Here is a 12690-nt window from a genome sequence, read left to right as displayed (position 1 = left end):
CAGTACGCCTGTCTCGTTTAATTTTGAAATCAACAACTGCGATCCGGGCCTCAATTCGGTCAGCTATACCTTCAAACCCGCCTCGGGAATAACGCTTCAGGGCTCCGGTAATAATCAGTATCTGACGCTCGACAGCAGTTCGACGGCGATCGGCGTGGGGGTACAACTGCTGAAAAACGACGGCATCACCGCCGTGCCGTTTAATACAAAAATCGTTGCACCGAATACGGGCGGCCCGAATGGTTATAACAAAACGACGGGCGGTAGTTTTTCTATCCCCATGAAAGCCCGCTATGTGCGCACCGGCACCATTAGCGCGGGAACGGCAAACTCGGCGGCGGAATTTGTGATGGCGTATGAATAAAAGGGTGTATATCCACCATGAAAATTATTTCGTGGTGGATAATATCGGCTGGCAAGCGGAGCAATAATCTGGTGAAATTAAGTAACATTCTTTCCTGAATTGTAACGTATCTATCTCTTGAATGAGGTTAAATGGTTTAAAGCCTTTGTTTCTTAAGGTGTTAGAAGTTTGCCCTTGTGAGCCGTTGGTGGAGTTATTATCAGCGTTACGTTGCAAACCGAGTGTCATTAAATGTAAACTTCCGCGATGTAATTTATTCATAGTGACAACTCCGCTTTTTATCATTGTAAGTCGAAAGATAATATTTCTTGAGGGTAAGAAATATAATGAGACTTACGATTAAAAGTTGTTTTTTGTTCAGTCTATGTACACTCATGCCCCCTGTTCAGGCCGGTATTATGCTTGATGCGACACGCATAATTTACCCACAAGGCAAAAAAGAAGTGACGCTGGGGGTGAGCAACAAATCCACTGAGCCACGTTTGATTCAGACATGGATTGATGCTGGCGAAGAGAATAATACTAAAGCACCTTTTATTGTGTTGCCGCCTGTTTTCCGACTGGATCCAGGTAAAGGAAATTCACTCAGAATTCAGTTTACGGGTGGTGATCTCCCCCATGACCAGGAAACCGTTTACTGGATTAACGTGCTGGAAATTAGTCCTCCTCCTAAGGCTAAGATAGCCGGCACGCAAAACTTTATACAGTTTCCTGTTCGTTCCCGGTTAAAAATATTTTTCCGCCCAACTCATTTGCAGGGCAATCCAGGGAAAGCTATTTCTGGACTCCGCTGGCGATTGATATCGGGTGAAAAAAAAGACAGAGTCGAGTGTTATAACCCGTCACCCTTCACTGTTTCTGTCCGTCATATTCAACTCGCGCCGCCATCCGAAATGATTGCGATTAAACAAAGTGGCATGTGCCCGGCGAAAGGCACCGGAACATTTCATGTGAGCAAAGTAATACCCCCATCAAAAGGGAAACTTTATTTTACCACTATTAATGATAATGGCGGCTTTGATAACCATGAGGCGCAATTTCACCATTGATGTTGAGCATCTTTCAGGAGAGTAAAGATGAAATTTACCAGGGTGTTGCATTTAATTTTGTCAGTGTTGCTTATCAGCTATAGTCATATTAGCCTGGCAGCGTGTACGGTAAGTAGTACCGCGGTTTATACAGCTAATTTTTCACAAAAACAGTTTACTGTTGGAAAAGATCATGTCCCTGGTACGCCGATTGGTGATGCAATCATCCTGAACTCTACTTCTCGTATCAATGAGGGAATAAGTTGTGGGGGAAGTACATTATACTTTTTCCAGCAATATGCTAACCCCATGCAGCCCACCATCTATCCTGGCATTTTCAAAACTGATGTCGAAGGTATTGGGATGAAATTAACCCCTTACGCCCCGACCGATCCACGTGTCTATCACAACGATGTAGGTAATGATCCTAACTTATGGTTCGCACCTTACTATGCTCCAGGCCTTAATGTATTTGGTCCTGCTCCTGATCAGTACACGCTACAGTTTTATGCTATCGGGCCAATTTCAACCGGAGATGTTGTGATGAGTGGACCCTGGGTCAAGGGGTCGGTGAATGATGTCAATTCTCCAGGGGTATTCGTCGGGACCTTTAATATCAATGGAACCGTAAAGTTTACGGCAGCATCCTGCACTACACCGGATATACCGCCGGTACAACTTGGTAAACATGCGGCTACTGATTTTCCTGCAGTGAACGCAACCAGCGAAGCGGTTTCCTTTAATCTCCAGGTTAATAATTGCAATCCTGGGATGGCTTCGGTCAATTATACCTTCCGACCTGCTGCTGGCGTGACGCTGGTAGGTTCCGGCAATACACAATACCTGACGCTAAATGGAGCTTCACTGGCAACCGGCGTCGGTGTTCAGGTTCTCTTTGATGACGGTGTGACTACCGTACCCTTCAATACGAAGATTGCCGTACCGAATACCGGGGGAACTCAGGGTTACGATAAAATCAATGGTGGTAGCTTCGTCATTCCCATGAAGGCCCGCTATATACGCACTGGAACAATGACCGGCGGCACGGCCAATTCTGCACTGGAATTTGTTATGTCATATGAATGACGATAAGGGATGACGGGTCTTGCTTATCTTTTTGTTGATAAAGCAGTTTATTTACGTTTTTATCACTGCTCTTATAACAACGAGGATAGCCTGATGAAAATTAAGACAGGGGTCACTGCACTAATAATCGCAGCAGCATTAACCGGGTGCGTGGCACCTTCTCAACGCCAGGCGGCGCCGGAGCAAACCTGTAAAGCAGACAACCAGATGCAGCAAACGACCCTCTACTTTGGTTTAAATCGCCCGGCGGGAAAGGAGATTACCGGGGCGGAGTGGCAGCAGTTTGTGGACGGTGACGTCACGCCGCGTTTTCGCGAGGGGTTGACGGTGTTTGACGCACGCGGGCAGTGGCTGGGCAATGACGGCAAAATAGCGCGTGAGTCGAGCAAAGCGCTGATGCTAATCCACCCTAAAGACGTCGGAAGCGAAAAGAATATCGAAGCATTACGGGGTATTTATACATCCCGCTTTGCCCAGGAGTCAGTAATGCGTGTTGACCAGCCGGTGTGCGTGCAGTTCTGATATAAAAACGGCGGGTGTTAAGCCCGCCGCGAGTGTTAGAGCACTACGCCCGCAAAGGCGGCGGAGAGCAAACTCACCAGCGTTGCGCCATAGACCAGGCGCAGACCAAAGCGAGAGACCACGTTGCCTTGCTTCTCATTCAGCCCCTTTATTGCCCCCGCCACAATGCCGATAGACGCAAAGTTAGCAAACGACACCAGGAACACCGACAAAATACCCAGGCCACGCGGCGTCATCCCGGCGGCAATCTTCTGCAACTCGATCATTGCCACAAATTCGTTAGCCACCAGCTTGGTCGCCATTATGCTGCCCGCGTGTAATGCGTCAGACAGAGGAATGCCGATAAGCCAGGCCAGCGGGTAGAAAACATAACCCAGAATCTGCTGGAAGCTGATGCCGAACAGCGAAGAGAAGAGGGCGTTAACGGCGCTGATAAGCGCGATAAAGCCAATCAGCATCGCCAGAATAATCATTGCCACTTTGAAGCCTGCCAGAATGTATTCACCCAGCATCTCAAAAAAACTCTGCGACTCGTGCAGCTTCTCCAGCTTGACCTCTGCTTCGGCATCCGCCCGTGTGGGGTTAATGACGGTTAAAATAATAAACGTGCTGAACATATTCAGCACCAGCGCCGCCACCACATACTTTGCGTCCAGCATGGTCATATACGCGCCCACAATGGAAAGCGAGACTGTCGACATCGCGGTGGCCGCCATCGTAAACAGACGGCGTGAAGAGAGGTCGCCCAGAATGCCTTTATACGCGATAAAGTTTTCCGACTGACCGAGGATCAGCGAACTGACAGCGTTGAAAGACTCCAGTTTGCCCATGCCGTTCAGTTTTGAAAGCCCGGTGCCAATTACCCGGATGAACAGGGGCAGAATTCGCCAGTGCTGCAAAATGCCAATCAGCGCTGAAATAAAGATAATCGGACAGAGCACACCGAGGAAAATAAAGGCCAGCCCTTTTTCACCCATTCCACCAAAGACGAAGTTGCTGCCTTCGCCTGCAAATTTCAGCAGAACGTCGAAAAAGCCGGAAACATATTTAACAAGCGTCAGGCCGCTCTCGGCATGGAGAAAGAACCAGGCCAGGGCCAGTTCAATGACCACCAGTTGCAAAATAAAGCGCAGGCGAAGCACGCGTCTATCAAAGCTCACCAGCCAGGCGAGCGCGAGGATCACTACCAGCGCCAGCAGAAAATGTAGAAAGTTAATCATATCGGGAATGTTTGCAGGTAAATGGGCGCTTATTTAGCCACACTGTCAGAAGTCAGTAAACAGAAAGTTAAAGTTTTGTAAGCAAAAATACTTCACTATTTCAAACACTTCTGCATAACGTCATCAGGCCTGATGGTTAGCCTGCTAGCCATTTACATCCAGTTATCATTCTCTGCATTTTTCGCTTGAGTTTCCGCTTTTCGTAATGATAATCACTATCAAAGAAGTTTACTTTTCTTTTCAGTAATTGACCTTATATGACGCAGGGGCGTTCTCATGTTTGTGCCATTTCTCATTATGTTACGTGAAGGCCTCGAAGCGGCGCTGATCGTCAGCCTCATTGCCAGTTATCTCAAACGTACCCAGCGTGGCCGCTGGATAGGCGTGATGTGGATTGGTGTATTTCTTGCCGCCGCCCTCTGCCTGGCGCTCGGCATCTTCATTAACGAAACCACGGGCGAGTTTCCACAAAAAGAGCAGGAGCTGTTTGAGGGGATCGTGGCGGGGATTGCGGTAGCGATCCTTACCTGGATGGTGTTCTGGATGCGTAAGGTGTCGCGTAACGTCAAAGTGCAGCTTGAGCAGGCGGTAGACAACGCGCTGGCGCGCAGTCATCACCACGGCTGGGCGCTGATCCTGATGGTGTTTTTTGCGGTCGCACGTGAAGGGCTGGAATCGGTCTTCTTTCTTCTGGCGGCATTTCAACAGGATGTGGGACTCTGGCCACCGGTTGGCGCCATGCTGGGGCTGGCGACTGCCGTGGTATTAGGTTTCCTGCTCTACTGGGGTGGCATCAGACTGAATCTGGGCGCGTTTTTCAAATGGACCAGTTTGTTCATTTTGCTGGTGGCGGCAGGGCTTGCCGCGGGTGCGATTCGTGCCTTTCACGAGGCGGGACTGTGGAACCATTTTCAGGATGTGGCGTTTGATTTGAGCAATGTGCTGACAACCCACTCTCTGACCGGCACGCTGCTGGAGGGTATTTTCGGTTATCAGGAAACCCCGAGCGTCAGTGAAGTGTTTGTATATTTCCTTTATCTCATCCCGGCGCTGGTGCTGTTTATGTTGCCGTCGCGTGCGGGTGTACAGCCGTCCAGCGCCTCGCGCTGAACATCGTGCCCGGTTTAATTTTAGTTACAACATACTTATTTAAGGGAAGGGTCATGGCAATTCATTTTCGTCGTAGTGCGTTACAGGTCAGTGTTGCAGCGTTGATCGCCTGCGCGTTCAGCGCCCAGGCGGCGGACATCCCACAGGTCAAAGTCACCGTGACGGATAAACAGTGTGAGCCGATGAACCTGACGGTAAACGCAGGTAAAACTCAGTTCATCATTCTTAACCACAGCCAGAAAGCACTGGAGTGGGAGATCCTTAAAGGGGTCATGGTGGTTGAAGAACGTGAAAACATTGCCCCCGGTTTCAGCCAGAAACTGACGGCAAATCTGCAGCCTGGCGAGTATGAAATGACCTGCGGGTTGCTCACTAACCCGAAAGGCAAACTGGTGGTGAAAGGTGACGCGACGGCGGATGCGGCGAAGAGCGAAGCACTCTTGGGTCTGGGCGAGGCAATTACGGCCTATAAAGCCTATGTAACCACCGAAACAGCGGCCCTTGTCACGGGTACTAAAGCGTTTACCGACGCGGTAAAAGCAGGGGATATCGAAAAAGCCAAATCCCTGTACGCCTCCACCCGTCAACATTATGAGCGTATTGAGCCCATTGCTGAACTCTTCGCCGATCTTGATGGCAGCATTGACGCCCGCGAAGATGACTACGAGCAGAAAGCCGCTGACCCGAAATTCACTGGTTTTCACCGCTTAGAGAAAGCGCTGTTTGGTGACAACGCGGTAAAAGGTATGGATACCTATGCTGATAAGCTCTACACCGACGTACTGGAGCTGCAAAAACGCATCAGTGAACTGGCCTTCCCACCGTCAAAAGTGGTGGGCGGGGCGGCTGGCCTGATCGAAGAAGTGGCGGCGACCAAAATCAGTGGTGAAGAAGATCGCTACAGCCATACTGACCTGTGGGACTTCCAGGCGAACGTTGATGGCGCACAGAAAATTGTCGACCTGCTGCGTCCGCAGTTGCAGAAAAACAACGCCGAACTGCTGGCAAAAGTGGATGCTAACTTCAGTAAAGTTGACGCTATTCTGAAGAAATACCGCACCAACGATGGATTCGAAACCTACGATAAGCTGACCGATGCCGACCGTAACGCCCTGAAAGGCCCGATTACCACGCTGGCTGAAGATCTGGCGCAACTGCGTGGTGTGCTGGGTCTGGATTAAGCATCATGACTGAAAAACAACACAATGACGCCGTCCGTGAACCTTCACGACGTCGTCTGTTAAAAAGTATGGGCGCGCTGGGCGGCGCGCTTGCCTTTGCCGGAGGCTGTCCTGTGGCGCATGCGGCCAAACCGCAGAGTGCGCCCGGCACACTTTCCCCCGATGCACGCATGGAAAAACAGCCGTTTTACGGCGTGCATCAGGCCGGGATCCTCACACCTCAACAGGCGTCGATGATGCTGGTGGCGTTTGATGTACTGGCAGCAGATAAGACGGATGTCGAGCGTCTCTTCCGCTTGTTAACTCAGCGTATTGCCTTTTTGACCGAGGGCGGGCCTGCGCCCGCTACCCCTAATCCGCGCCTTCCGCCAATGGATTCCGGTATTCTTGGCCCTTATATCGCGCCGGATAACCTCACCATTACGGTTTCGCTGGGGGCGTCGCTGTTCGATGAGCGCTTTGGACTTGCCGCTCAGAAGCCGAAGAAGCTGCAAAAAATGGCGCGTTTTCCTAATGATTCGCTGGATGCGGCACTCTGTCACGGTGACCTGTTAGTGCAGATCTGCGCAAATACTCAGGATACGGTCATTCATGCACTGCGCGACCTCATCAAGCACACACCGGATCTGCTGAGTGTGCGCTGGAAGCGGGAAGGTTTTATCTCTGACCATGCAGCACGCAGTAAAGGCAAGGAGACGCCGGTTAATTTGCTGGGCTTTAAAGATGGTACGGCTAACCCGGACAGCAGTAACAACGCACTGATGGATAGCGTGGTGTGGGTCACCGGAGAGCAGGACGAGCCTGCCTGGTCGGTGGGCGGGAGTTATCAGGCGGTGCGCATCATTCAGTTCCATGTCGAATTCTGGGATCGCACCCCGTTAAAAGAGCAGCAGACCATCTTTGGTCGCGATAAGCACTCAGGCGCGCCGCTGGGGGGGAAAAACGAGCACGATGAACCTGATTACGCGAGCGATCCTGATGGTGAAGTGATTGCCCTCGACAGTCACATTCGTCTGGCCAATCCGCGTACTGCCGAAAGCCGCTCCAGCCTGATGATGCGTCGGGGTTATAGCTATTCCCTCGGTGTGACCAACTCAGGGCAACTGGATATGGGACTGCTGTTCGTCTGTTATCAGCATGACCTGGAGAAAGGGTTTTTGACCGTTCAGCAGCGTCTCAATGGTGAAGCGCTGGAAGAGTACATCAAGCCGATTGGCGGCGGATTCTTCTTTGCACTACCCGGCGTGAAGGACACGTCGCACTATCTGGGGCAAGCATTGCTCGAAGCCTGAACAATATCCTGCCCGAATCCGGGCAGGATAATCTCTTATCTGTTGCGGCTGCTCGCACTTTTTCTGCCATCAAAACATCTTTTTTTCGTATGAGAAAGTATCTGTTATTTTTCTGTAATATTGATAAACGACACTTTTACCCAGTGCAGAGAGGTTAAAGTTCGTTATATTTAAGTAAAAATAATGTTGCAATTTTGATTTCTTCTGGTGTACTTAAACAAGAGCGGTAGTTCCCGGTAGTCAGTGAAAAGCCTTCACTATGGAGATCGCGGATGGTCAGGTCCGGTACTGGACATAAAGACAAAAGTTCTCGTAAAACCCGGCACGGGGAGGCATTCTCCGGCAGCGATCTTCTCGCCCCTAATTTTTATTCAGCAGTGATAATCCCTCTTTCTACCGACATGACAGGCGATGATGGCTGTCGTTCTGCTATGTCGATTTTAAAGGCAAGCCAAGGCTTACAAGGAAGCCAACCCTCAGACGTTTGTGCGCATAATCGCGTCAGTAACGACGCGTGTGATGTAAACCAACAACTCAAGGTGCTATCCATGGGAAGACAAAAAGCAGTGATCAAAGTTCGTCGTGAAGCGAAACGTGTGCTGAGACGGGATTCACGTAGTCATAAACAGCGTGAAGAAGAATCGATCACCTCGCTTGTGCAGATGAGTGGCGTAGAAGCAATTGGCATGGCACGGGACTGCCGTGATAATTCCCCGATTGCTGCCCGGAACGAGGCTCAGGCGCACTACCTGAATGCTATTGAGAATAAGCAACTGATATTCGCAACCGGTGAAGCAGGTTGCGGTAAAACATGGATCAGCGCAGCGAAAGCGGCGGAAGCCCTGATTCATAAGGATGTGGACAGGATCATTGTGACCCGACCGGTTCTGCAGGCCGATGAAGATCTCGGCTTCTTGCCCGGTGATATCTCAGAGAAGTTCGCACCCTATTTCCGACCCGTTTACGATATTCTGGTTAAACGTCTGGGCGCGTCCTTTATGCAATACTGCCTGCGACCAGAGATTGGCAAGGTAGAAATCGCGCCGTTCGCCTATATGCGCGGACGTACATTTGAAAATGCGGTCGTTATTCTCGACGAGGCTCAGAATGTGACCGCTGCGCAAATGAAGATGTTTTTAACGCGCCTCGGGGAGAACGTGACGGTCATTGTCAACGGTGATGTTACTCAGTGTGATCTGCCCGCTGGAGTAAAATCTGGCCTGAGCGATGCGCTGGCACGTTTTGAGGAAGATGAAATGGTAGGGGTGGTGCGTTTCACTAAAGACGACTGCGTCCGCTCCGCGCTCTGCCAGAGAACGCTCAAAGCATACGATTAACCTGTTTGCTGACGATAAAGCCCGGGAAACCGGGCTTTATTTTTTGTATCGATGAATCCCGACAGTGCTGTCGTCTGTGCGAACTATTATATATTCAAACTCATGTATGCTGGATAGCGTTATTGCCGAAAAAGAATATCCATTATCAAATCCGCAATATCGAGCCAGAATAAATAGCTTTTCAGCATTTTTTGTTTTGACGAAAATTGTAGGCAGGGGAATTGCATGATGGACTTTTCTCATTATCACTGAAAATTTCATTACATCCTTTTGTTAAGGCTCTTGCTGCTTCTCATTTAAAGTTTGTGAAGCTCTCCGGATACCACCAGATGGAGAAGCGTAGGACAACGGTTCACACGATAACCTCAGCGGTTCTATTTCTGACACAGGATTCAGGGGATACCTATACGGATTCAAACCACCCGCCAGCCTAATTGGATCCGGCGTGATATACCGTTCCTGATGCGGGTCGTAATAGCGGTGGCGGTAGTAGTGCAGGCCGGTTTCCTCGTCAGACTGCTGGCCCGGCAGGCGCAGGTGTTATACCACCACTCTGTTAGTTCATATAATTTATAATTTCAATCAAAGCCATTGCTTATTTTTTCTTAGGAGTGATGAAATTGATTTCGAATATATTCCTAATAAGCATTGGGAACATTCTAGATTTAGATAATAAATTTAATTTTTATTTAAAAATCTAATCTTGATTGAATTGGGATGTGATCCATCCCTTTAATTTTATGTTTTTTTCTTTACTAATAATTAATGAGAAATCTTTTGCATAAAAGTCAATATACCCAACATCATCGCAGAAGATCATTTTAAAATAAGTTCTTTCTTTATTCATTATTTCCTTTTCTAACCTATAAATATATAGGCAGTCTGCACGATAGTTATTTTCGCTCTCTCGGCCAGAAGATATATTGAAATTGAAGCTGCTGACAAAATTAAAAATCAGCTTGGCGGGGCTAATGTAAAATATTATATTATTGTCGATGGCTGAGAATTCACTACCCACCTCGTAATCGATATCAACTATAAGATGAGGTGGAATTAAAAGTTGACTACTATCAAAATTGAACCTCACACCCCATACTTTATTATCATGAAGATTGATTGTAGAACCTTCGCATCTGCAGTTCAAATTTTTCATTTATCTATACCCAGTTTTAAAAGTATATCATCTTTAAATTTAGTCTATTCTTGATTTATCAAGACTAGACTTGCTCTTTCAAAAGCTCAATGTTTGAATTGATCAGATTTCAAACATTTCTAATATGCAATAGGCTCTATTTTTCATGGAGTTGCTATACCACATCCTCCAAATGCATGTTTTTGAAGATGACATTTACATGATGGATAAGGTTCCTGATTATTAGTCTGAAAGTGCCAGTGGATTTGTGAGCCAGTCCTTGCTTTACAATTACCATGATCGTGATCGTGATCGTAATGCGTAGTCTTATTAAATTTTTCCCCGGCCGGAGGCTCACATGATGGGCAATCCTCTTTATCATTAAAAGTTTCATTTAACCATTTTGTTAAGGCTCTTGCCGCTCTGTCATTTAAGGCTTGTGAAGCATTCCAGACACCAAAAGATGGAGAAGGTTGAGATAACGGTTCATCCGATAACCCCAGCGGATCCACCCCCATAACCGGATCCAGTGGATACGCATACGCATTCCATCCCCCCGCCAGTCCAATCGGATCCGGCGTGATATACCGTCCCTGATGCGGGTCGTAATAACGGTGTCGGTTGTAGTGCAGGCCGGTTTCCTCGTCATACTGCTGGCCCGGCAGGCGCAGAGCCTGCACCAGACCGTGCGGGTTATTTTCACTGAGCACATTCCCCCAGGCGTCGTATTCCGCTGACCAGTCTGTTTTTCCGTCATGGCTGATGAGCGCCAGCGGCAGGCCGCGGTGGTCGCAGTGGTACAGGTGGAGAGTGCGCTGCGGGGTGTGCACCGGCTCCAGCTGGTTCTGCATCCGCTCTGCCATCAGACCACACTGTGCCAGCCACTGCTGACTCTGTTCGCTGAGGTGGCCACTTCGCAGTTCGCCTTCAAGTCTGTCCAGCAGGGTGACCAGTTCTGACGGGAAGGTGACCCCGCCGTCCTGCTGCAGCTTTTCGGCCAGGCTGCGGCGCAGGGATTTGTTCAGCTCATCCGTGGTGGTTGTGATGCGCAGCAGGGGTGTGAAGCTGCCCGGAAGGTACACCGTCTGCATACGGGTGGTGTCCGTCTGCGTGGTGGTGAGGCGGTTGCCGTCCCAGCCGTACCAGACGCGGGTGGCCCGCTCAGGGCGGCCGTCACGGGGTGTTTCCCGCACCACTTTGCCGGTGCGACGGCCCAGCGGGTCGTACAGGTAGCGGGCGCTGGTCAGGGTGTGGTCCTGCTGACTGCGGGTGTACTGTACCAGCCGGTGCTGGGGGTCATAGTGATACCGGTGACAGTGGCTGCCGCCGTCGCGGATAAGGCGCTCGTCCCGCCCGGTGAATCTGCCATGGTCGTCATGATGGTAAAAATTTTCCGCATCCCCGCTGATACGGTTGTCCGGCCACACGGCGGGCAGGGCGGGGTATGCGACCCGGTCAGCCAGACGGTTGCCGGCCGGGTCGGTGGCGTAATACCGTAACAGGTCGTTGTGCTGTGCGCTGATGAGCCGCCCCGTGTCGTCATACTGGTAGTGCTGGTCCGCGTTTGCCTGGCTGATGCGCACCAGCTGACCGTTGTCGTTATAGCCGTATTCCCGGTTCAGCACCGGGTCACTGAACGTGTGACTCAGCAGCTGCCCGCCGGCGCTGTAGCGCGTGCTCTGCTCATACGCACCAAACTCACGCTGCGTTTCCCGGTGCAGGTGGTCGCGGGTAAAGCTGATGAGCGGGGTCTCCCCGAGCTTCATCCCGGCCAGATGGCCGCTGCCGTAGGTGAGCCATTCCACGGGTGGCAGACGGTCCGGGGTGGTCCGGTTCGCCAGCCCGTGGTGGTGGGCGTGTTTTGTGACGTGCTGCCAGAGCAGGGCGTCTGTCTGCGGGGCATGGACGGTCTGACGCTCGCGGCACAGGCGACCGTTTTCATGATAGTCGTAGTGCACGGCAACGCGGTGGCCTTCACTGAGGTGGCTGATTTCTGTCAGCCAGCCCAGGTCGTTGTACTGCCACTGCTCTGCCGGTTCACCCGCCACGGTGCGGTGGCTGAGCCGGTCCGACGCATCATAGTGCCACCGGGTCACAAGGCCCTCATCCTCGCTGCGGATAAGCTGACCAGTGGCGCTGTAGTGGTAACGCTGCGTCCGGCCGTCAAAACCGGTCTCCTGCACCCGCCTGTCCAGCGCATCATACGTGAAGGTTGTGCGGCTGCCGTTCTCGTTGACCAGCCCGCTGACGCGCCCGGCCGCATCGTATTCCATCCGCCGCGTCAGCCCGCCCTGCGTGGTGCTGACCGGGCGTCCGGCGGCGTCGTACTCCGTGGTCTGTGTGCTGCCGTCCGGGTGAATCACGGTGGTGAGGTCGCCCGCCGCGTTGTAGTCATACTGCGTCTTATGGCCTGCGGCA

At 50.8% G+C, this 12690-nt stretch carries 12 protein-coding genes and 1 pseudogene; 8 read left to right on the top strand and 5 right to left on the bottom strand.

The window, feature by feature from the left end:
• A partial coding sequence (locus tag KXR87_RS22750) for a fimbrial protein (protein WP_437434460.1) occupies positions 1 to 364 on the top strand: 364 nt, incomplete at its 5' end.
• A 24-nt stretch (positions 365 to 388) separates the two neighbouring features.
• On the opposite strand, the gene KXR87_RS22745 is transcribed toward KXR87_RS22750, so the two are convergent.
• Complete coding sequence (locus KXR87_RS22745; RefSeq protein ID WP_437434459.1) at positions 389 to 625, bottom strand: hypothetical protein; 237 nt, start codon at positions 623 to 625, stop codon at positions 389 to 391.
• Positions 626 to 762: 137 nt separating this feature from the next.
• On the opposite strand from KXR87_RS22745, the gene KXR87_RS22740 reads away from it, so the two are divergent.
• From KXR87_RS22740 to KXR87_RS22730, 3 genes are all read left to right on the top strand, one after another.
• Positions 763 to 1413 (top strand): fimbrial biogenesis chaperone, encoded by a 651-nt coding sequence (locus tag KXR87_RS22740; RefSeq protein ID WP_437434458.1) that lies wholly within the window; start codon positions 763 to 765, stop codon positions 1411 to 1413.
• Positions 1414 to 1440: 27 nt separating this feature from the next.
• Positions 1441 to 2478 (top strand): fimbrial protein, encoded by a 1038-nt coding sequence (locus tag KXR87_RS22735; RefSeq protein ID WP_437434457.1) that lies wholly within the window; start codon positions 1441 to 1443, stop codon positions 2476 to 2478.
• Between the two features lie 93 nt (positions 2479 to 2571).
• Positions 2572 to 3000 (top strand): DUF3574 domain-containing protein, encoded by a 429-nt coding sequence (locus KXR87_RS22730; protein WP_437434456.1) that lies wholly within the window; start codon positions 2572 to 2574, stop codon positions 2998 to 3000.
• Positions 3001 to 3035: 35 nt separating this feature from the next.
• Here the strand turns inward: KXR87_RS22730 and KXR87_RS22725 are convergent, their stop codons facing one another.
• Positions 3036 to 4220 carry a NupC/NupG family nucleoside CNT transporter gene (locus KXR87_RS22725; RefSeq protein ID WP_437434455.1) on the bottom strand — a complete coding sequence of 395 codons (1185 nt, stop codon included), beginning with the start codon at positions 4218 to 4220 and terminating at the stop codon, positions 3036 to 3038.
• 276 nt (positions 4221 to 4496) lie between these two features.
• Here KXR87_RS22725 and efeU point away from each other — a divergent pair, with 276 nt between their 5' ends.
• From efeU to phoH, 4 genes are all read left to right on the top strand, one after another.
• Positions 4497 to 5330, top strand: a complete 834-nt coding sequence (gene efeU, locus KXR87_RS22720) for an iron uptake transporter permease EfeU (RefSeq protein ID WP_437434454.1) — start codon at positions 4497 to 4499, stop codon at positions 5328 to 5330.
• Between the two features lie 53 nt (positions 5331 to 5383).
• Positions 5384 to 6511 carry an iron uptake system protein EfeO gene (efeO, locus tag KXR87_RS22715; RefSeq protein ID WP_437434453.1) on the top strand — a complete coding sequence of 376 codons (1128 nt, stop codon included), beginning with the start codon at positions 5384 to 5386 and terminating at the stop codon, positions 6509 to 6511.
• Positions 6512 to 6516: 5 nt separating this feature from the next.
• On the top strand, positions 6517 to 7803 hold the full coding sequence (gene efeB, locus KXR87_RS22710) for an iron uptake transporter deferrochelatase/peroxidase subunit (RefSeq protein ID WP_437434452.1): 1287 nt from the start codon (positions 6517 to 6519) through the stop codon (positions 7801 to 7803).
• A gap of 548 nt (positions 7804 to 8351) precedes the next feature.
• Positions 8352 to 9140 carry a phosphate starvation-inducible protein PhoH gene (phoH, locus tag KXR87_RS22705; RefSeq protein ID WP_437434451.1) on the top strand — a complete coding sequence of 263 codons (789 nt, stop codon included), beginning with the start codon at positions 8352 to 8354 and terminating at the stop codon, positions 9138 to 9140.
• A 291-nt stretch (positions 9141 to 9431) separates the two neighbouring features.
• On the opposite strand, the pseudogene KXR87_RS22700 reads toward phoH, so the two are convergent.
• The 3 genes and pseudogenes from KXR87_RS22700 to KXR87_RS22690 form a co-directional block, all read right to left on the bottom strand.
• A pseudogene (locus KXR87_RS22700) lies at positions 9432 to 9677 on the bottom strand (RHS repeat-associated core domain-containing protein); the annotation flags it as partial.
• A gap of 160 nt (positions 9678 to 9837) precedes the next feature.
• Complete coding sequence (locus tag KXR87_RS22695; protein WP_437434450.1) at positions 9838 to 10293, bottom strand: hypothetical protein; 456 nt, start codon at positions 10291 to 10293, stop codon at positions 9838 to 9840.
• Between the two features lie 143 nt (positions 10294 to 10436).
• A partial coding sequence (locus KXR87_RS22690) for an RHS repeat-associated core domain-containing protein (RefSeq protein WP_437434449.1) occupies positions 10437 to 12690 on the bottom strand: 2254 nt, incomplete at its 5' end.

It is taken from the genome of Yokenella regensburgei, from assembly GCF_051486985.1.
Taxonomy (GTDB): domain Bacteria; phylum Pseudomonadota; class Gammaproteobacteria; order Enterobacterales; family Enterobacteriaceae; genus CBFFRJ01.
Note: the sequence above shows the minus strand (reverse complement) of the source record. Positions and strands in the feature narration are given on the sequence as shown.

Bases quoted from the DNA above. Each gene is read 5' to 3' on its own strand.
- KXR87_RS22745 (WP_437434459.1), bottom strand. From the start codon at position 625: ATGAATAAATTACATCGCGGAAGTTTACATTTAATGACACTCGGTTTG.
- KXR87_RS22740 (WP_437434458.1), top strand. From the start codon at position 763: ATGCTTGATGCGACACGCATAATTTACCCACAAGGCAAAAAAGAAGTG.
- KXR87_RS22735 (WP_437434457.1), top strand. From the start codon at position 1,441: ATGAAATTTACCAGGGTGTTGCATTTAATTTTGTCAGTGTTGCTTATC.
- KXR87_RS22730 (WP_437434456.1), top strand. From the start codon at position 2,572: ATGAAAATTAAGACAGGGGTCACTGCACTAATAATCGCAGCAGCATTA.
- KXR87_RS22725 (WP_437434455.1), bottom strand. From the start codon at position 4,220: ATGATTAACTTTCTACATTTTCTGCTGGCGCTGGTAGTGATCCTCGCG.
- efeU (WP_437434454.1), top strand. From the start codon at position 4,497: ATGTTTGTGCCATTTCTCATTATGTTACGTGAAGGCCTCGAAGCGGCG.
- efeO (WP_437434453.1), top strand. From the start codon at position 5,384: ATGGCAATTCATTTTCGTCGTAGTGCGTTACAGGTCAGTGTTGCAGCG.
- efeB (WP_437434452.1), top strand. From the start codon at position 6,517: ATGACTGAAAAACAACACAATGACGCCGTCCGTGAACCTTCACGACGT.
- phoH (WP_437434451.1), top strand. From the start codon at position 8,352: ATGGGAAGACAAAAAGCAGTGATCAAAGTTCGTCGTGAAGCGAAACGT.
- KXR87_RS22695 (WP_437434450.1), bottom strand. From the start codon at position 10,293: ATGAAAAATTTGAACTGCAGATGCGAAGGTTCTACAATCAATCTTCAT.